Origin of the sequence: Streptomyces asiaticus, assembly GCF_018138715.1 — a bacterium.
GTDB lineage: Bacteria > Actinomycetota > Actinomycetes > Streptomycetales > Streptomycetaceae > Streptomyces > Streptomyces asiaticus.
The window spans coordinates 233995-253582 of sequence record NZ_JAGSHX010000006.1; the positions used below are offsets into that span (position 1 = coordinate 233995).

11 protein-coding genes are annotated in these 19588 nt (G+C 72.2%); 6 read left to right on the plus strand and 5 right to left on the minus strand.

Features of this window, described 5'->3' with window-relative positions:
* The 3 genes from KHP12_RS08415 to KHP12_RS08425 form a co-directional block, all read right to left on the minus strand.
* Complete coding sequence (locus KHP12_RS08415) at window positions 1-1872, minus strand: CASTOR/POLLUX-related putative ion channel (RefSeq protein ID WP_210608747.1); 1872 nt, start codon at window positions 1870-1872, stop codon at window positions 1-3.
* A 107-nt stretch (window positions 1873-1979) separates the two neighbouring features.
* The gene (locus tag KHP12_RS08420) at window positions 1980-4676 is read right to left on the minus strand and encodes a SpoIIE family protein phosphatase (protein WP_372455294.1); all 2697 of its coding nucleotides are present in this window, start codon (window positions 4674-4676) and stop codon (window positions 1980-1982) included.
* A gap of 241 nt (window positions 4677-4917) precedes the next feature.
* A complete protein-coding gene (locus KHP12_RS08425; protein WP_211832341.1) occupies window positions 4918-5292 on the minus strand; it encodes a hypothetical protein in 375 nt (124 codons plus the stop codon).
* A gap of 194 nt (window positions 5293-5486) precedes the next feature.
* Here KHP12_RS08425 and KHP12_RS08430 point away from each other — a divergent pair, with 194 nt between their 5' ends.
* On the plus strand, window positions 5487-6866 hold the full coding sequence (locus tag KHP12_RS08430) for a Gfo/Idh/MocA family protein (RefSeq protein WP_211832344.1): 1380 nt from the start codon (window positions 5487-5489) through the stop codon (window positions 6864-6866).
* A gap of 58 nt (window positions 6867-6924) precedes the next feature.
* Complete coding sequence (locus tag KHP12_RS08435) at window positions 6925-7608, plus strand: DUF4232 domain-containing protein (protein WP_167442613.1); 684 nt, start codon at window positions 6925-6927, stop codon at window positions 7606-7608.
* Window positions 7609-7632: 24 nt separating this feature from the next.
* Here KHP12_RS08435 and KHP12_RS08440 read toward each other — a convergent pair whose 3' ends face one another.
* Both KHP12_RS08440 and KHP12_RS08445 read right to left on the minus strand, forming a co-directional pair.
* Window positions 7633-13995, minus strand: a complete 6363-nt coding sequence (locus tag KHP12_RS08440) for a type I polyketide synthase (protein WP_211832347.1) — start codon at window positions 13993-13995, stop codon at window positions 7633-7635.
* Window positions 13996-14077: 82 nt separating this feature from the next.
* Window positions 14078-15424 carry a beta-ketoacyl synthase N-terminal-like domain-containing protein gene (locus KHP12_RS08445; RefSeq protein ID WP_086884067.1) on the minus strand — a complete coding sequence of 449 codons (1347 nt, stop codon included), beginning with the start codon at window positions 15422-15424 and terminating at the stop codon, window positions 14078-14080.
* A gap of 524 nt (window positions 15425-15948) precedes the next feature.
* Between KHP12_RS08445 and KHP12_RS08450 the strand changes: the two genes are divergently transcribed.
* From KHP12_RS08450 to KHP12_RS08465, 4 genes are all read left to right on the plus strand, one after another.
* The gene (locus tag KHP12_RS08450) at window positions 15949-16440 is read left to right on the plus strand and encodes an Lrp/AsnC family transcriptional regulator (protein WP_037950578.1); all 492 of its coding nucleotides are present in this window, start codon (window positions 15949-15951) and stop codon (window positions 16438-16440) included.
* A gap of 134 nt (window positions 16441-16574) precedes the next feature.
* Complete coding sequence (gene ddaH / locus KHP12_RS08455) at window positions 16575-17384, plus strand: dimethylargininase (protein ID WP_086884066.1); 810 nt, start codon at window positions 16575-16577, stop codon at window positions 17382-17384.
* On the plus strand, window positions 17384-18670 hold the full coding sequence (rocD, locus tag KHP12_RS08460; protein WP_244203130.1) for an ornithine--oxo-acid transaminase: 1287 nt from the start codon (window positions 17384-17386) through the stop codon (window positions 18668-18670). The genes ddaH and rocD overlap by 1 nt, the downstream gene beginning before the upstream one ends.
* Window positions 18671-18971: 301 nt before the next feature.
* The gene (locus KHP12_RS08465) at window positions 18972-19568 is read left to right on the plus strand and encodes a putative antibiotic biosynthesis monooxygenase (RefSeq protein ID WP_086884065.1); all 597 of its coding nucleotides are present in this window, start codon (window positions 18972-18974) and stop codon (window positions 19566-19568) included.
* Window positions 19569-19588: the final 20 nt, after the last annotated feature.

Consider the following 19588-nt stretch of genomic DNA (forward strand, 5'->3'; position numbering starts at 1 on the left):
TCAGTCCTCGGCCAGGACCACGACCGTATCGCCCTCCTCCAGGGTCAGCGGCGCGGTCCTGGACGGGTTGAGGTGGACTCCGTAGCGCGGTGGCTCGTCGCTGTGCCGGGCCAGCCGGTAGCCGATGGCCGTCTCACCGCGCTGGCGGGCGGCCTCGATGACGGTGGCGAAGTTGGCCTCCGCGCCGGGTATCAGATAGCTGGGCGCCGGTTTGAGGTAGATCTCGGAGCCCTCCGGGTCGAAGAGGTCGGCGAAGACCGCGTACAGATGGCGGTTCTCGGTGAGCTGGGTCAGCAGCAGGCTGATCACCTTGGTGGAGACGATGAAGTCGTCGGCCTTGGTGACCTGCGCGACCTCACGGTTGGCGTCGTCGTGCATCTCGGTGACGATGGAGTACGGATCGCCCAGCTGGATCTCGATGTCGCGCAGGTGGAGCAGGGTGACCAGGGTGCGGTCGTCGGCGCGTCCGGGGTCGATCCCGTCCTCCGTCAGCACCACGATGTGGCGGTAGCCCTCCAGCCCGAGCGCCTCCAGCGACGGACGGCGGGTGGGTTCGCAGTACTTGAAGCCGACCGTGAGGTTCTTCAGCTCCCGCTCGGCCTCCTCCCGGGGCGGGCGCGCGGCCGCGATGTCCACCACCGACCCGGGTTTCACCAGCAGGTCGAGCTGCGCGATGATCTTCTCCGCGCGGGAGTTCCAGCCGATGAGCAGCGTCCGGTCCGGCACCGGCGGCTGGAACTCGGCCACGGCCATCGCCGGGCGCAGGACGCGCGGCCGGGTGACCGCGGCCTTGATGAGCAGATCGTCCTCCGCGACCATCAGCAGCCGGTCCCCGGGCCCGATGACGGTGTCCATGGGCGGGTTGACCAGCGCCTCGCCGTCCGCGCGGTGCACGCCGATGGGCACACCGAGCTCGAAGGCGTTCAGCGACTCCCCGTAGGTGGCGCCGGTCAGCGCGGGCTCGTCCCAGGGGTAGATCTCATTGCCGACGAAGCTGAGCAGTTCGTTGAAGACGGTGGAGAGACCGGACTGGCGGTGGGACTGCACGATCAGCCCGACCGCGATGTCATCGGCGTCGATCACCAGCGCGGTGTCCCCCGCGGCCAGCCGGGCGGCCGCCAGGTTCGCCGAACTCTGCACGGCGGCCACCACATTGGGCCGGGTCCCGGTCCAGGTGCGGCTGTTCAGCAGCAACAGCGACTTGATGACGTCGATGTCGCTGTCGTCCCCGATGGGCGAGAGCACCATGATGGCCTTGGCGGTGTCCGGGCTCACCAGCTCCAGGTCGCCGCGCTGGAGCGGATTGCCGGAGCGGCAGACCACCCGGGTCTTGCCGGTGTCCGGGATGCGGCGCCGGATCTCGTCCTCCATGTCGACCTTGTCCCGGTCGGCGAGGATCACCACACACGAGCGCCGCTCGCTCTGGTTGGCCTCCACCAGCTCCGCTATCACCGTGAAGACCTGCTCCGACCAGCCCAGCACAATGGTGTGGTGGTGCTCGATCAGCCGTGAGGTGCCCTTGCGCAGCTGTTGGATCCGGGCCTCCAGGCCGGTGGTCATCACACCGATCAGCGCGCTGACGATGAAGATGCCGCCGATGGTCACCGTGAGCATGAGGACGAGGAACAGCGGCCGGCCGCTGTCTCCGCCCATCGTGCCCGGGTCGAGGGTGCGCAGCAGGCTCATCCAGACGATGCCCGGCCAGCCGCCGTTCTCCTTGGTGTCCTTGTGGGCGAAGGCGACCGCCGCCCCGGAGACCAGGGTGATCAACGCCAACGAGGCCAGCCCCAGCCAGCCGATCAGCGCCGGGGTGCCACGGTCCATCGTCCCGTCGAACCAGTACCGCAGCCGCTCCCGCAGCCTCTTGCGCATGCCGCATTCCTCCGTAGCCCATCGCGCCGCCGGGCCCAATGGCCCGTGGTGAGCGGCGCTTTACGCCATGAGGGTGTCGTCTGACGGGGCTTCGGCGCCAATCGGGGTCAGCCGGGGATGTCGGCCCACTGGTCGAGGAGGTCGTCGCCGGTGCATTCGCCCAGCGGTGACACCGGGGCGGCCAGGGGCTGCTCGGCCCAGATGATCTTGCCGTTGGGGGTGTAGCGGGTCCCCCAGCGCTGGGCGTACTGGGCCACCAGGAAGAGCCCTCGGCCGCCCTCGTCGGTGGTGGCGGCGCGGCGCAGATGCGGCGAGGTGCTGGAGCCGTCCGCCACCTCGCAGATGAGGCTGCGGGCGCGCAGCAACCGGACCCGGCTGGGGCGGCATCCGTAGCGGATGGCGTTGGTCATCAGCTCGCTGAGGATGAGTTCGGTGGTGAAGCCGACCTCCTCCAGCCCCCATGCGCTCAGTTGCTCGGCGGCCTCGTTGCGGATGCGGGCCACCGCGGCGGGGTCGGAGGGCAGCTCCCACTCGGCGACGTGCCCGGGGTCCAGCAGATGGGTGCGGGCCACGAGGAGGGCGATGTCGTCGCCGGGGTGCGAGGACGCCATGGTGTCGAAGACGGCCTGGCAGGTCTCCTCCGGAGTGTGTTCGGGCAGTCCGGCGAGGGTGGTGCGCAGCACGCCGAGCCCCTCGTCGAAGTCCCGGCCGCGGTCCCGGATCAGCCCGTCGGTGAACAGCGCCAGCCGGCTGCCCTCGGGCAGTTCGAGATCGACGGTCTCGATGGGCTCACCGCCCAGCCCCAGCGGTGGGCCGAGGGGGACGTCGGGGAAGGTCACGGTGGAGTCGGGGAGGACCACCGCCGGGCCCGGGTGGCCGGCGCCCGCCATCGTGCAGCGGCCGGAGACCGGGTCGTAGATGGCGTACAGACAGCTGGCACCGCTGATCCCCGGGGCGTCGGTGCCCGCGGCGGCCTGGTCCTGGTCGAACCGGCAGACCAGCTCGTCGAGATGGGCCAGGAGTTCATCGGGCGGCAGGTCGAGCGCGGAGAAGTTGTGCACGGCGGTGCGCAGCCGGCCCATGGTGGCGGCGGCGTGCAGTCCGTGGCCGACGACATCGCCGACGACGAGGGCGACCCGGGAGCCGGGCAGCGGGATGACGTCGAACCAGTCGCCACCGACCCCGGCCCGGGCGGGCAGATAGCGGTGGGCCACCTCCATGGCGTCCTGTTCGGGCAGGCCCTGGGGCAGCAGGCTGCGCTGCAAGGTGGCCGCCATCGCGTGTTCGCGGGTGTAGCGGCGGGCGTTGTCGATGGCGACCGCGGCGCGCGCGACCAACTCCTCGGTGAGCGCCACGTCGTCCTCGTCGAACGGCTCGGACTTCTCCGAGCGCCAGAAGGTGGCGATGCCCAGGGTGACGTCCCGCGCCCGCAGCGGGATGGTGATCATCGAGTGGATGCCATACTTGACGATCTTGGTCGCCTGCTCGGGGTCCTGCTCCTGCCATCCCTCGTAGGTCCGCAGATCCGCCTCGAGCACCGGCCGGCCCGCACCGAAGCCCAGCGCCTGGGGTACGCTGCCGGTGTAGGTGATCATCTTGCCGACCCGCCACAGCGGATGGTCGGACCGGATGCCACAGGTGGCGGTGCGGCGCATGGCGCTGCCCACGGGCTCGTCGCCGCGCAGCACGGGGTCCACGAGGTCGACGGTGGCGAAGTCGGCGAACCACGGGACGGCGAAGCGGGTCAGCTCCTCGGCGGTCCGTACGACGTCGAGGGTGGTGCCGACCTTCGCGCCGGCCTCGTAGAGCAGCCTCAGCCGCCGCTCCGCCACTTCGGCCTTGGCGGACAGCGCGCGCAGTTCGGTGGAGTCGCGGAGCGTGGCGACGCTTCCGAGTATCCCGCCGTCCCATCGGGTGGAGCGCTGGTTGACGGCCAGCAGCCGCTCCCCGGCCAGGTGCACCTCGTCGGTGGCGACCCGGCCCGAGGCGAGCAGCTCGGCCGTGCGCGGCTCGATGCCGAGTTCGGTGACGGGGCGGCCCTCGGCGTTGGGGGGCAGGTCGAGCAGCCGGACGGCCTCGTCGTTGGCGAGGACCAGGCGACCGTGGCCGTCGACGATGAGCACGCCTTCCTTCACGGAGTGCAGAACGGCGTCGTGGTGCTCGTACATGCGGGTCATCTGGGCGGGGCCGAGCCCCCGCGTCTGCCGCCGCAGCCGCCCACCCACCAGCGCCGTCCCACCGGTGGCGAGCGCGAGCGCACCGGCGGCGGAGCCGAAGACCAGCGGCAGCTGGCGCTCGACCCGGCCGCTCACATCGGCGGCGGTCATCCCGGCGCACACCACGCCGGCCACGGTGCCGTCGCCCTTGGGGATCGGAACGGTGGCCTGGACCTCCCGGCCGAGGGGCCCCTGCACGGACTCGGTGACGATCTTGCCCTTCACCACCGGCCGCCAGTTGGCGATGACCTCCTTGCCGATGTACTGCGGCTTGGGGTGGGTGTAGCGGATGCCGTGGGTGTTCGCCACGACCACGAAGTCCAGATGCGCTCGCTTGCGTGTCTCCTCGGCCCGTGGCTGGAGCAGGGTGGTCGGATGCTCGGTGCGCATCGCGGACGCGGTGCCCGGGTAGGTGGCGAAGGTCTGGGCGACGGCGGTCGCGCGGTTGAGGGCCTCCTGCTCACTGTCGATACGGGCCTGGAGGATGAGCGCCGTCGTGGCGGCCACGATGAGCAGGCATACGAGCAGCACTTGGACAGCGAAAACCTGCCCGGCGATACTGCGCACGCTCAAGCTGCGCAGACTCAGGAGCGAGCGGAGACGCGTCCGGGAAGGGGTGTGTGGGGCATGCCTAGATCGACCGAAGACTCCGACCACGCACCCTTCCTACCATTTATTCCCCTCCGATCGGGAAGCCTCGTGCCGCACGATCCGTGCCCGTCCCGATCCGCGATACACATCGGCACGATATGTGGCGCCCCGCCCACGCAACGCTCACCACGGCCCCGTCGACGGGCGTCACCGGCCCCGCCCGGGCGGGGGGACACGGTCACACATCGAGCCGGAGGGCCACATCGCGCATCGTGGTCCTCGCGGAGTCCAGGTCCGCCCGCGCCCGGTCGGCCACCAGATAGAGGAAGACACCCTGGCTGGCGCGCTGGCTGATCGGACGGATCAGGTGGTACTCGGTGTCCAGCGTGACGACGATGTCCTCGAGGCGCTCCGGACTGTAGCCGAGCAACTCCAGAGTGGAGAGCTTGGCCCGCAGCACATCCGTGTCCCCGTAGGCCACCTTCTCCAGGTCCGGTCCCTGCGCGGTCTGGACAGCGCCCAGGGTGATCCGGCTCAGATAGTCGACGAGCGAGGCCGCGAGCGCGCCCTCGCACTCCATCATCTCGCGCAGCGACTCCTGGATATCGGTCATGGCCCGTCGCCCTCCCGGGACCTGGAGGTCATGTCCACACATTTCATCCTTGCACAGGGTCCGCCGGTGCACCCATGCGCGCGGCCGCCCCGGCGCCGTGCGGCACTCCCCGTGGTGGCGGGCGGCCGATCGTCCTATCCTGCGCAGGCGTTGATCGACTTCGGATTGAATCGTTTGCTTCCGCTGGAGGACGCATGACCGTCGGCAGCACCCCGTCCCGGGCCGTGGTGGTGGGCACCGGCTCCCGGGCCCAGATGTTCACCGAGGCGCTGGCCCGCCGCCCACGGCTGAGGGTCGCCGCGCTGTGCGATCCGAACCCCGTGCGCATCGCCCACCACCAGCGGCTGCTGAAGGAGGCGGGCGAGCCGGAGGCCGCCGCCTGGAGCCCGGAGGAGTTCGAGCGGCGGCTGCGCGCGGACGATATCCAGGAGGTGGTGGTGACCTGCGTGGACGCGCTGCACGACGCGTACATCGTGCCCGCGCTGCGGGCCGGCTGCCGGGTGGTCACCGAGAAGCCGATGACCACCGACGCGGCCAAGTGCCGCCGCATCCTGGAGACGGTCCGGGAGACCGGCAACCATCTGGCGGTCGCCTTCAACTACCGCTTCAACCCGGTGCACGAGGAGGTCCACCGGCAGCTGTCCGGCGGCGCCATCGGCGAGGTGCTGTCGGTGCACTTCGAGTGGCTGCTGGACACCCGGCACGGCGCCGACTACTTCCGCCGCTGGCACCGCGAGAAGGAGCACAGCGGCGGGCTGATGGTGCACAAGTCCAGCCACCACTTCGACCTGGTCAACTGGTGGCTGGGGGCCCGGCCGGAGGAGGTGTTCGGCTACGGCAGGCTCGGCTTCTACGGCCGTGCGGCGGGCGTGCGCAGCGGCTACCGGCGCGAGTACGAGCGGGCCCACGGCGCCGCCGCCGCCAAGGACGACCCGTTCGCGCTGGAGCTCGCCGAGAACGACGCGATGCGCTCGCTGTACCTGGACGCCGAGGGCGCGGACGGCTACCACCGCGACCGCAATGTGTTCGGCGACAACATCACCATCGAGGACGACATGGCGCTGCTGGTCCGCTATGACACCGGCGCCACCATGACGTACCACCTGACCGCCTACTCCCCCTGGGAGGGCTACCGGGTGATGTTCAACGGCACCCGGGGCCGGCTGGAGCTGGAGGTCGAGGAGAGCGCGTGGCAGCCGCCGCTGCTGGGCACCGCCTCCGGCCGCGGCACCATCCACGGCGACCGGGCCCTGGCCAACGCGGGCGGTCCGCGGCTGGTGCTGCGGCCGCTGTGGGAGCCGCCGCGGGAGGTGGAGCTGCCGGCGTTCGACCACGCGGGGCACGGCGGCGGGGACGAGCGGATGCTCGATGTGCTCTACGGCCCGGTGGCTCCGGCGGACGGCCCGGTGGATGCGGCGGCTGCCAGCGGAGCGGCGGCCGTGGACGCCTCGGACGCCTCCCGCCGCCGGGCCACCGAGGAGGACGGGGCGCTCGCGCTGGTCACCGGGCTCGCGGCCAACCAGTCGTTCGTCAGCGGAAGGCCGGTGGCCACGGCGGACGTCGTAACGCCGTAACCGGGGCATCCGGTCCAACGCGGCTCATCCCGCCCGGCGTTGGGGCAGGATGAGCCGCATGGACACGGATGCGATCACCACACTCCCGGCGCCTCTCTTCCGGGGCGCCGCCCGGCACCGCCGAAGACGGCTGCTCGGCGCGCTCGCGGCGGCCGGTCTGCTCACCGCGTGCGGTACGCAGTCCTCCTCGGGCGTGGCCGCGGTGCCCGACGAGGCCACGTCCCGCCCGGCGGGCCCCACCGTCTCGCCGGACGCCACCGCCCCCACCGCTCCCGCGGCCTGCCCCGACTCGGGGGTGCTGCTGCGGGCCGCGGAGGCCGACGCGGCGATGGGGCTGCGGGTGCAGCAGATCGAGCTGGTGAACTGCGGCACGCGCGCCTATACGGTGAGCGGCCATCCGTCCGTCCAGGTGCTGGACGAGGACCTGGAGCCGCTGGAGGTCACGGTCAGCCACGGGGCCTCGGCCATCGCCACCCTCGACGGCTTCGAGACGGCCACCGGGCCGGTGCGGCTGAAGCCCGGTGAACGGGCGGTGGCACGGCTGGCGTGGCGGAATCTGGTGACGGATGTGACGCGCCCCGCCGCCGACGGGCGCTATCTGAAGATCGCGCCGAACGGCGGCGGGGCGGACGCCCAGACCGTGCCCGACCATGTCGACCTGGGCACCACCGGCAAGCTGGGCGTGAGCGCCTGGGCCCGCCCGACCCCGGATTCTCCGGAGCGCCCGGGCGCCCGTCCGTAGCCGCCGTACGGTCCCACGGCCCCGTCAGCCCGGGGTGCCCAGCCGCTCCTCCGACCGGTCGGCCGGGCCGGGCTCCAGCTGCTGGGCGAGCCCGGCGGCCAGGGCCTCCACGGTCGGATGCCGCCAGACGAAGTTGCCCGCGAGCTTGATGTTCAGCCCCGTCTCCAGCCGCACCCGCAGCTCCATGGCGAGCAGCGAGTCGAAGCCCAGCGACTTGAGCGGGGTCTGCGGATCGAGGGTGGCGCTGCTGAGCCGCAGCACGGCTCGGATGTGATCGGTCAGATACGACTCCAGCGCGGTGCGGCGGGCCGGACCGGCGGGAAGGGCGGCCAGCCGGGCGCGGATGTCGTCGGTGCTCTCCCGGGGGGCCGCCGGGGAGTCGTCGCCGGGGAGCAGCGGGGCGAACAGGGAGGACCGGCGGCCGGTGGCGGGGATCCAGGTGGCGGGTTCGCCGGGGATCACCCCGGTCTGCACCCGCCGATGAGCCAGCAGGGCGCCCAGCGCGCGCAGCCCCTCGTCCGTGGGGATCGTCTGGTAGCCGCGGTCGGCGAAGCCGGTGGCCACTCCGGTCTCGCCCCACGGGCCCCAGTTGACCGCGAGGGTGGGCAGCCCGCGCGCCGAGCGCCAGGCGGCGAAGCCGTCCAGCCAGGCGTTGGCGGCCGCGTAGGCGCCCTGTCCGGCGTTGCCCAGCAGGGAGGCCATGGAGGAATACACCACGAACCAGTCGAGCCGGTGCCCCTCGGTGGCCTGGTGCAGCCGCCACGCCCCGGTGGCCTTCGGCGCCCATACGCGGCGCAGCTGGTCCTCGCGGATGTTGGCCACGGCCGCGTCGTCGAGAACCATCGCGGAGTGGACGACGCCGTGCGGGGACTCCCCCTCGTCGGCGGTGGCGGCGGCCACCAGCCGCTCGGCCGTGTCCGGGCGGGCGATGTCGCCGGTGACGACGGTGATCCTGGTGCCTGCGGCGGAGAGCTCGGCGAGCGTCCGCGCGGCGGCGCCGACCGGTGCGGTCCGTCCGTTGAGCACCAGGTGGCCCGCGCCCTGGCGGGCCAGCCAGCAGGCGGTGGCGAGCCCGAGACCGCGCAGACCGCCGGTGACGATGTATGTGCCGCCGTCCCGCACCGTGAGCGGTCCGTCGGGCAGCACCGCGTCGACCTGGCCCTCCTGCGGGATGGTCAGCACCAGTTTGCCGATGTGGCGGGCGCCGGCCATCTGCCGGAACGCGTCGGTGACCTCGGCCAGCGGATAGGTGGTGCAGCGCAGTGGCTTGAGACGGCCCTCGCCGATCGCGGTGAGCACCTCGCGCAGCATCGCCGCGTACTCCCGCGGGCGGTCCAGCTGGAGCTCCCTGAGGTCCACGGTGGAGAAGGTGATGTTGTGGCGCAGCGGGGAGAGTCCGAGCGGGGCGTCGGAGAGGATGTCGCGGACGCCGAGTTCGACAAAGCGGCCGAAGGGGCGCAGACACTCGAGACCGGCCCGGATGGCGGCCCCGGAGAGGGAGTTGAGCACCACGTCGACGCCCTCGCCCCCGGTGGCCTCCATGACCTCGTCGCGGAAGTCCAGCGACCGGGAGTCCATCACCCGGGCGATGCCCATCCCCCGCAGGAAGCGCCGCTTCTCCGCGCTGCCCGCCGTGGCCAGCACCTCGGCGCCCAGCAGCCGGGCCACCGCGATGGCGGCCAGGCCGGTGCCGCCGGTGGCCGAGTGGATCAGCACCCGCTCCCCCGCGCTCACCCGGCCGATGTGGCGCAGCGCGTACCAGGCGGTGAGGAACGCGATCGGCAGCCCGGCGGCGGTGTGCGGGTCGAGGCCCTCGGGGAGGGGCACGGTGTGGTCGGCGAGGACGACGGTGAAGGAGCCGAAGGCGCCGCCGTGCACATCGGCGGCCACCACCCGGTCACCGGCGCGGAGGTGGTCGACACCGGGTCCCACCGCGCTCACCTCGCCCGCGCATTCGAAGCCGAGCCGGTAGCGGATGTCCTCGTCGCCGGGGAGCAGCCCCATGGCGGTGAGGACGTCACGGAAGTTCAGGCCCGCGGCGAGCACCCGCAGTTCCACCTCACCGGGTCCGGGCGGGCGGCGGGGGTTGGTGGTGAGCTCCAGGCTGCCGAGGTCGCCGAGGCGTCCGGCGCGCAGCCGGAAGCCGTCGGTGCCGCAGCGCACGGTGCGGGCGGCGGCGGTGGTGCGCTCGGTGTCGGTGAGCGGCGCGTGGTCCAGTTCGGCGGTGTAGCGGGCTCCGTCGCGCAGTGCGATCTCGTCCTCGGGGCCGTCGGCGAGGAGTTCGGCGGCCAGGGTGTCCGCGAGCTGGTCCGGGGCGGCCGGGTCGGTGTCCACGAAGGTGGCCCGCAGCTCGGGGTGTTCCAGGGCGAGCACCCGCAGGAGTCCGCGGAGCGCGCTCTGTCCGGGGTCGGCCAGGTCGCCGGGGGTCACCGTGCGGGCGCCCGAGGTGGCGGCGTAGAGGCGGGGCGGTTCGGGGAAGCGGGCGGTGAGTGCCTGGGCGGCGGCGAGCAGCCGGCGGATGCGGCGCAGCCCGTCCTCCGCGCCGCCCTCGGCGGGGTGCGGGCCGCAGACGAACACCACGGCGCGCGGCCGTTCCCCGGGGCGGGTGAGCCGGTTGGTGAGGGCGTCGCGGAACGCGTCGAGCCCCTGGTCGGCCAGGGGCACGTCCCACACCCGGGCGGTGGCTCCGGCGGTGCGCAGGGCGGCGGCCACCGGGCGGGCGGTGCCGGCGGCCTCCCCGACGACCAGCCACCGCCCCGGGGGCCGGGTGGCCGGGGGCCGGGCGGCGCGCCGCCAGCCGACCTCGAGGAACCACTGGTCGGCCTCGGCCGCACGCTCCGCGGCCCGGTGGACGACCCGCAGCCCGTCGACGGCCAGCACCGGCCGGCCGGCCGCGTCGAGCAGGCGGATGTGGCCGACGGTGGCCCCGGGGGTGGTCTCGGCGAGCCGGGCGTGGCAGTACACGGCGGTCCCGGGGTCGCCGAGGACGCGTACGCATCGCATCCGCGCGGGCAGCATCAGCCGCCGGTCGCCCTCGTCGAGCAGCCCGGCGATGAGCAGCTGGGCGCACAGGTCGACCAGGACGGGGTGGACACGCAGCCCGTGTCCGGGCTCGCGGGCGGCCTCGGGGACCCGCACCCGGGCCCAGAAGCTGTTGCCGTGGCGGGAGGCGGACACCTCGCTGATGCCCTGGAACGCCGGGCCGTGCGCCACGCCCCGGGCCCGCAGATTGGCGTACAGCGCTTCGGCCTCGATGGGCGCGGGATGGCGCAGGGCGAGGGTACGGACGGAGGCGGCGCGGGAGCGCGGGGGCACGGCGAGTCTGCGGAGCACCGCGGTGGCCTGCCGCACCCAGGCGCCGTCCTCGTCGCGTCCGAAGATCTCGCATTCGGCGCGGTCGGTGGCGGCCATGGTCACCGTGGTGGACAGGTCGGTGTGGTCGGCGAGCCGCAGCAGTTCACGGAAGCGCAGATCGGTGACCTCGACCTCCTCGGGCCCGGCGCCGAACACCTCGCAGGCGGCGGTGAGCGCGAGGGCGTAGGAGGCCGCGCCGGGCAGGACCGGGGCGCCGTGCACCCGGTGGTCGTCGAGCCAGGGCAGGGCCGCGGTGCCGGTGCGGGCGCGCCAGGTGTGGCGGACGGGTTCGCCGGGCACTTCGAGGTGCGCGCCGGGCAGCGTACCGGCCGAGGCCGCGTCGGAGGCCGCGGGGAGCGGGGTGTCGGCCCAGTGGCGGGTGCGGTCGAAGGTGATGGGCGGTACGTCGGCGAGTGCGCCGTCCGCGTACAGCACGGACCAGTCGACGGGGACGCCCGCGCAGTGCAGCGCGGCCAGCTGGGTCCGGAAGGTGGTCGGCTCGTCCTCCTCGCGGCGGAGTGTGGGCAGGACGACGGGGTCCTCCACCAGACCGGCGAGACCGGCCAGGACGGGGTGGGTGATGACCGGGTGGGGGGAGATCTCGACGTACACCAGGTGGCGGTCGGCCGCGGCGGCGGCGACGGCCGCGGAGAACCGGACGGGGTGGCGCAGATTGGCACACCAGTAGTCGGCGTCGAAGGCGGGCCGGGTGTGGGGATCGTCCAGGACGGTGGTGTAGAAGGGCACGTCCGGGCGGCGGGGTTCGAGGTCGGCGAGGGCGGTGCGCAGATCGGCCAGGAGCGGGTCCACCTGGGGCGAGTGCGAGGCGACGTCCACGGCGACCAGCGCGGCGGGGACGGAGCGGGCCTGCCAGCCGGCGACGAGCCGTTCGATGTGTGCGGTGTCCCCGGCCACCACGGTGGAGCCGGGGGCGGCCATGACGGCCACGGTGACGGCCTCGGCGGCGCCGCCGCTGTCGAGTTCTGCCTGCACCTCGTCGGCGCCGAGGCCGACCGTGGCCATGGCGCCGTTTCCGGCGACGCGGGTGAGCAGCGCGGAGCGGCGGCAGATCACCTTGGCCCCGTCGGCGAGGGAGAGCGCCCCGGCCACCACGGCGGCGGCGACCTCGCCCATGGAGTGGCCGATGACCCCGGCGGGCTCCACCCCGTGGGCGCGCCAGGTGGCGGCGAGCGCGGTCTGGAGCGCGAACAGCACGGGCTGCACCCGGCCGCAGCCGGTCACCGGCGCACCGCAGCGGACGATGTCGAGCACCGAGAATCCGGACTCGGCGGCGATGAGGGCGTCGGCCTCGGCGAGCGCCTCGGCGAAGGCCGGTTCGGTCTCCAGCAGCCGCCGCCCCATGCCGGGCCACTGGGAGCCCTGTCCGGAGAACACCCAGATCGGCCGGCGGGAGACCGCGGCGCCCACGGCGCCGCTCACCACGGCGGGGTGGGCCTGCCCGTCGGCGAACGCCCTCAAGGAGCCCACGAGTTCGGCGCGCGAGGCGGTGGTGACGCCGAGCCGTCCGCGGCCGGCGCCGCGGCGCAGCGCCAGGGTGTGGGCGATGTCGCGCAGCGGGGTGTCCGCGCCGTCGCCCTCCAGCCAGTCCGCCATCCGGCGGGCGGCGCCGGGCAGCACGGCCGGGGAGCCCGCGGGGACGAGGAACACCCGCGGAACGGCGCGGGTGGCGGGCCGTGGCGGTGCGGGGCGAGGGGCGGGTGCGGGCGGCTGTTCCAGCACCACATGGGCGTTGGTCCCGGAGAAGCCGAAGGAGGACACGGCGGCCAGCCGGGGGCCGGTCCGCACCGGCCAGAGGGTGAGCTCGCGGGGGATGAAGAAGCGCGTTCCCTCGGCGGCGATGGCGGGATTCCACCGGGTGAAGTGCAGATTGGGCGGGATCTGTCCACGGCCCAGGCACAGCACCGCCTTGATCAGCCCGGTGACACCGGCGGCGGGCTCCAGATGGCCCAGGTTGGTCTTGACCGAGGCCAGGGCGCAGCGGTCGCGGCCGGTGCCGTAGACCTGGGCGAGGCTGGTGAATTCGACCGGGTCACCGACGGGGGTGCCGGTGCCGTGGGCCTCGACCATGCCGACGTCGGCGGGGTCCACCCCGGCGCGGCCGAGTGCCTCCTCGTACAGGGCGTGCTGGGCGGCGGCCGAGGGCGCGGCGAGGCCGTCGGAGTGGCCGTCCTGGTTGACGGCCGAGCCGCGCAGTACGGCCAGGATCCGGTCCCCGTCGCGCAGGGCGTCGGTGAGGCGTTTGAGGACGACGATGCCGCAGCCCTCGCCGCGGACGAAGCCGTCGGCGGCGGCGTCGAAGGTGTGGCAGTGGCCGGTGTGCGAGAGCATGCCCATCTGGTCGAACGAGCGGGTGGTCCGCGGCTCGAACATCAGCGTCACCCCACCGGCCAGGGCCAGTTCGCACTCCCCGGTGCGCAGCGCCTGGGCGGCCAGGTGGATGGCGACCAGGGAGGAGGAGCACGCGGTGTCCAGCGCCACCGACGGGCCGTGGAGGCCCAGGAGGTAGGAGATCCGGCCGGTGGCGACGCAGTGCCCGTTGGTCAGGACGGAGCCCTCGACCTCCCGTTCCCGGGGGCGTCGGTCGAGCCGGTTCAGGTAGTCGTTGTAGCTGATCCCGGCGAAGACGCCGGTGGCGGTGGAGCCGAGCCGGTCGGGTGGCATTCCGGCGTGTTCCAGGGCCTCCCAGGCCACTTCGAGCAGCAGCCGGTGCTGGGGGTCGAGGACATCGGCCTCGCGTCCGGAGACGCCGAAGAAGTCGGCGTCGAAGCCGGACACATCGCGCAGATAACCGCCGCGTACGGGCGGTGCGGACGCGGGCCGGGCGGTCGTGGCGGGGTCGGCCGCCCAGAGCGCGGCGCGTTCGGCGGGCGGTTCGCCGACGGCGTCGCGTCCGTCGGCCAGCAGCCGCCACAGGGCGGCGGGCGAGTCGGTGTCACCGGGGAGCCGGCAGCCCATGCCGACGATGGCGATGTGGCCGGGGGAGCGGCCGGGGGCAGGAGTGTGCTGACGCATCGGGGTCTCCGTGGGTGGTGCTCGGCCCGGGGTGGGGGCCGTGAGGGGCCGTGGGGTGGAGATCGCCGCGGGGGTTACGGACTCAGGTGGCGTCCGGGCCGCCCAGCAGCATCGCGTGCTTCACACCACCGATCTGGTAGTTGAAGCTGAGCGCGTGGTCGAAGTCGAGGGGACGGGTGCGGGTGCCGGGGACGGGGTCGAAGGGGAGCCCGTCGGCGGGTTGTTCGCAGTTGGCGGTGGGGCACACCTCGCCGTACTCCATCATCATCAGGGTCAGGGCGAGGTCGAGGCAGCCTGAGGCCGATCCGAGGTGGCCGAAACACCCTTCCTGAGAGGACATCAGCACCGTGGAGGCGGGGCCGTAGAGCTCGCGGACGGCGTTGGCCTCCAGGGCGGTGACGACCGGGTCGCCGTCGCTCGCGCCGTTGATGTACGGCAACTGCTCGATCCCCCAACGGTCGCCCGTGCACAGGCGGACGGCCCTGACCAGTTGGGCGCCGGAGTCGTCGGCGGCGAGCGGGTTGGCCAGGCCGTCGCGGGTCAGGGCGGTGGCGAGCACCTGGCCGTAGATGTGGGCACCCCGCCGCCCGGCGTGTTCCCGACTCTCCAGGATCACGGTGGCGGATCCCTCGCCGTGGTTGATGCAGTCCGCACGCCGGTCGTAGGGACGCATCAGGGAGTCGAAGGAGGGCAGCAGATCGGGCATTCCGACGGCGTCCGTCGCGTCGTGGGCGTGCTGGGCGCCGCGCAGCAGCCGCTGGCTCTTCTGGATGAGGCCGACGTTGAAGACGTCGACGCCGGTCACCAGCGCGAGATCGGTCTCGTCGGCCGCGATGAGCCGACGGGCGTTGCCGATCTGCACGGCGGCGGACGCGCAGCCGCAGGACACGGTGAAGCAGGGACCGACGGTCCGGGCCAGGGCTCCCTGGACGAGGGCGACATCGGAGGGGGAAACGGCCTGTTCGGTCGCGACGAGCATCTCCACGGCGTCGAAGGCGGTGGCGGAGTCGGGGTCGGCGCCGAGCAGGGAGACATAGCTGTCGACATTGGCGTCCACGCCGCCTCGGCCGACGAGCACGGCCGCCTCGCCCAGTTCACCGGCGTCCACGTCCAGTTCCGCGTCGGCACACGCCTCGACGAAGGAGACCAGGCCGTAGCGGTGGGCGTTGGTGTAGTGGCGGGAGAAGAATTCGGGGATGTCGGGGAGGCGTTCGGCGAACTGCTCGGCGCTGAGGTGCACCGAGCCGTAGTGGATACCGTGCCGGCCGAGGACGGTACGGCCGTGGGAGGCGATGTCCCACACCTGGGCCGCGGTGAAGACGGGTTCGGCGCCGCCCGGGAGGCAGAAACCCAGGCCGGTGACGACGGTGTCCCGTGGGTTTCCGGGGCCCCCGGGGGCCGGCCGGGGTGGGTGCCGGCGCGGGCTCACGACGCCCTGCCGGATCTGAGGAGGGTCATGACGGTGGTCCCTTTCGCTCACACCGGAGTACGGGGCCGCCGGTACGGCGAGTCGCCGAATGCACGGTGGGACCGCCGGTGTTCCGGAATCGGTTTTCATGGTGAATTCGACGCGTGCGGCGCGGCGTTGGACGTACTCGTGGCCTTTCCCCGTTGGATGGCGAGTCGTCTCCGTCGGGAGAGCGGCTCATCGTCCGGAAAGGAGAGGTGGAATAGTTGACGCTACGCCCGGGAGGACAGGGCCGGTAGGTGGTGTCGTATCACCGCGGTGGATTCGGCCGTTCCGGCGCACCGCCCTTGTACCCCCGGAGCCCATACCGCGCGACCCCGGAGAAAAGGGGGCTCGTGCCCTGGTTCACGCCCCCTCTTGTGGAATCTTTCTGAAAGAGCGTAGAGAAAAAGACGCCTCAGGCACTCACTGAGTATGGGGCGGTTTTGAGTGCAGGGAAGAGGCCCCTTCGCGCATGGGGCGAAAGACGCAAAGGACGATAGATGATGACACATCAGGCCGTACCGTTCGATGATCTGGACCGCAAAATCGTTGCGGCGCTGGTCGCCAACGCCAGGACCAGCTTCACGGAGATCGGCGCCGCGATCGGGCTCTCGGCCTCCGCGGTCAAGCGCCGCGTCGACCGGATGCGGGAGACCGATGTGATCACCGGCTTCACCACCACCGTGCGCCCGGCCGCCCTCGGCTGGCGGACCGAGGCGTATGTGGAGGTGTACTGCGACAGCGCCGCGCCGCCCCGGCGTCTCGCGGAGGTCGTGCGCAACTATCCGGAGATCATCGCGGCCATGACGGTGACCGGCGGCGCGGACGCCCTGCTGCATGTCATGGCCACCGATGTGGAGCATTTCGAGGAGGTGCTGGAGCGCATCCGGGCCGAGCCCTTCGTCCGCCAGACGATCAGCTACATGGTGCTGTCGCACCTGCTCACGGGCAGTGCGGAGGCCGGTGCGGCCCCTCCCGCGACGGCGACGCAATGAACCGCCGCGAACCGGCCTCCGCACGCAGCATCGGTGCGCCGACACGCAGTTTTCTTTTCTTGTCTCCCCTCTCCTCCGCTTTCTACCGTTGATTCATCCCCCCGGTCGCCCGCGGAAGCGAGAGGAATCCTCCGTTGCCCCTTACGCGTGTGCCGCGCCCCAGGCGCTTCCTGACCTGTGCCCCCAGATATTTCGATGTGCGGTATGCCATCAATCCCTGGATGCGTGAGGACACCGAGGTCGACACCGACCTCGCCCAGGCGCAATGGGAGACGCTGATCCGCGCCTACCGCGACCACGGCCATCGGGTCGAATTCATCGAGCCGGTGGCGGGACTGCCGGACATGGTGTTCGCGGCGAACTCGGCCCTCGTCCTGGAGGGCCGGGTCTTCGGCTCGCGATTCCACGCACCGCAGCGCCGGCCGGAACAGCTCGCCTACGAACGGTGGTTCAAGGCGGCGGGATTCGACGTCCATCCGCCGGAATCGGTGTGCGAGGGCGAGGGCGACCTGGTGCCGGCCGGGCCCTATGTCCTGGCGGGCACCGGCTTCCGCACCACCCGGGCGGCCCATCAGGAGGTGCAGGAGTTCTTCGGGGTGCCGACCATCAGCCTGCTGCTGGTGGACCCGTACTTCTACCACCTGGACACCGCGCTGTTCGTCCTCGACGACCGGAACATCGCGTACTGCCCGGAGGCGTTCTCCCCCGGCAGCCGTGAGGTGCTGGGGCGGCTCTACCCCGACGCGCTGATCGCCACCCGCGACGACGCCATGGCCTTCGGGCTCAACTCGGTCTCCGACGGCCGGCACGTCTTCGTCGCGCCCCAGGCCACCGGGCTCATCGACCAGCTCACCGACCGCGGTTACGTCCCCGTCCCCGTCGACCTGTCGGAACTGCACAAGGCCGGCGGGGGCATCAAGTGCTGCACACAGGAGATCCGCTGATGACCGCCACCACCCCCATCGCCTCCGACTCCTCCGCCTCCGGTGCCACCGCCTCCGGTTCCGGCCCGGCCGCGGCGAACGGCGTCGCCCGCTCCTCGCAGGAGCTGATCAGGGCCGAGGAGACCTCCCTCGCGCACAACTACCACCCGCTGCCCGTGGTCGTCGCCCACGCCGAGGGCAGCTGGGTCCGGGACGTCGAGGGGCGCCGCTATCTGGACATGCTGGCCGGGTACTCCGCCCTCAACTTCGGCCACCGCCACCCGGCGCTGATCGAGGCCGCCCACCGCCAGCTCGACCAGCTCACGCTGACCTCCCGGGCCTTCCACAACGACCGGCTGGCCGGGTTCGCCGAGGGGGTGGCGGAGCTCACCGGGCTCTCCATGGTGCTGCCGATGAACACCGGTGCGGAGGCGGTGGAGAGCGCCATCAAGGTCGCCCGCAAGTGGGCGTACGAGGTGAAGGGCGTCGCCCCGGACCAGGCCACCATCGTGGTGGCGGCCGACAACTTCCACGGCCGTACGACGACGATCGTCGGCTTCTCCACCGATCCCGTGGCCCGCGACGGCTTCGGCCCGTTCGCCCCGGGCTTCCGCGTCGTGCCGTACAACGACCTCGCGGCGCTGGAGGCCGCCGTGGACGAGACCACGGCGGCGGTCCTCATCGAGCCCATCCAGGGCGAGGCGGGCGTGGTCATCCCCGATGACGGCTATCTGCGCGGGGTGCGCGAGCTGACCCGGCGCACCGGGACGCTGTTCATCGCCGATGAGATCCAGTCCGGTCTCGGCCGCACCGGCACCACGCTGGCCGTCGAGCACGAGTCGGTGATGCCGGATGTGCTGCTGCTCGGCAAGGCGCTGGGCGGCGGCATCGTGCCGGTGTCGGCGGTGGTGGCCGACCGTGCGGTGCTCGGGGTGCTGCGCCCCGGTGAGCACGGCTCCACCTTCGGCGGCAATCCGCTGGCCGCGGCGGTCGGCTCGGCCGTGGTCGAGCTGCTGCGCACCGGGGAATTCCAGCGCCGGGCACGGGAGTTGGGCGAGGTGCTGAGGGACGGGCTGGCGGCGCTGACCGGCAAGGGCGTCGTGGGCTACCGCTGCCGCGGGCTGTGGGCGGGCGTCGATGTGGACCCCGCGCTCGGCACCGGCCGCGAGGTGAGCGAGCGGCTGATGGCCGAGGGGATCCTGGTCAAGGACACCCATGGTTCGACGATCCGTCTGGCGCCGCCGCTGACCATCACCCGTGAGGAGCTGGAGGGGGCGCTGGCGGCGCTGGAGAAGGTACTCGGCTGACCGAGCCGATCGGGCTCATCGAGCTGATCGAAACCACGAAGCGCCGGGCCGCATTACGTTTCATACGGCCCGGCGCTTCATCATGTTCAATCCCGCTCGGAGATTCTTTATGAGCGGCCCCGCCGCGGTCCCGTCAGAACCTTGAACCGTAGATAACGCCCAGGTCACGGCGGCCTTTCCGCGTTTTTATGTACGTTGTTGAGCATTCCACTGTTCCCGATCGCACGGTGTGGAACACTTCGTGTCATCTCGCCGGGCCCGACAGGCGAAGACAACGGCGTGGAAAGGAGTGGCGGCTGGAGTGGACAGTGAACCGGTCACGGTGACTGCCGCATACCGGGTGGACCCCGGCCGCGAAAGCGAGTTCTATGTCTGGGCGATCGAGATGCTCAATGCCGCGGCAAGCCTTCCGGGATATCTCGGAGGCGGGGTGATGGGATCCGGTTCGACCTCCTCGGAGTGGCACGTCCTCTACCGGTTCGAGGCGGAAGGGCCGGCCCGGGCATGGGATTCCTCGCTGGAGCGCGCACGATTGGCGTCCCGTACCGGGTCCTTCGTCCAGGAAAAGGGAACACAGCGCACCTCGGGACTGGAGAACTGGTTCAAAGGGCCGGTGCGGCCGCTGCCACCACCGCCCAAATGGAAGCTGTGGCTGGTGAATCTGAGCGCGGTCTTCCCTCCGGTTCTCATCTTCAATGTGCTGGTGATCCCGTTCATCAAGGACGCCAATTTCCTGCTGCGGACCCTGGCCTTGTGTCTTGGTGTGACCGCGATGGTGACCTGGCTGGTCATGCCACGGCTCCAGCGGCTTCTGAAGAAGTGGCTCTACCCGCCGCTTCAGTCGATACGAGGACGTCACAGGCGGATGGCGGCCGACGGCCCACGCGCTCGCCGGTAGGTGAGCGGGGCGCCGCGGCC

What these genes read in the sequence shown, in the direction of transcription:
- KHP12_RS08415 (WP_210608747.1), bottom strand. Translation starts at nt 1,872, where the DNA reads ATGCGCAAGAGGCTGCGGGAGCGGCTGCGGTACTGGTTCGACGGGACG.
- KHP12_RS08425 (WP_211832341.1), bottom strand. Translation starts at nt 5,292, where the DNA reads ATGACCGATATCCAGGAGTCGCTGCGCGAGATGATGGAGTGCGAGGGC.
- KHP12_RS08430 (WP_211832344.1), top strand. Translation starts at nt 5,487, where the DNA reads ATGACCGTCGGCAGCACCCCGTCCCGGGCCGTGGTGGTGGGCACCGGC.
- KHP12_RS08435 (WP_167442613.1), top strand. Translation starts at nt 6,925, where the DNA reads ATGGACACGGATGCGATCACCACACTCCCGGCGCCTCTCTTCCGGGGC.
- KHP12_RS08440 (WP_211832347.1), bottom strand. Translation starts at nt 13,995, where the DNA reads ATGCGTCAGCACACTCCTGCCCCCGGCCGCTCCCCCGGCCACATCGCC.
- KHP12_RS08450 (WP_037950578.1), top strand. Translation starts at nt 15,949, where the DNA reads ATGACACATCAGGCCGTACCGTTCGATGATCTGGACCGCAAAATCGTT.
- rocD (WP_244203130.1), top strand. Translation starts at nt 17,384, where the DNA reads ATGACCGCCACCACCCCCATCGCCTCCGACTCCTCCGCCTCCGGTGCC.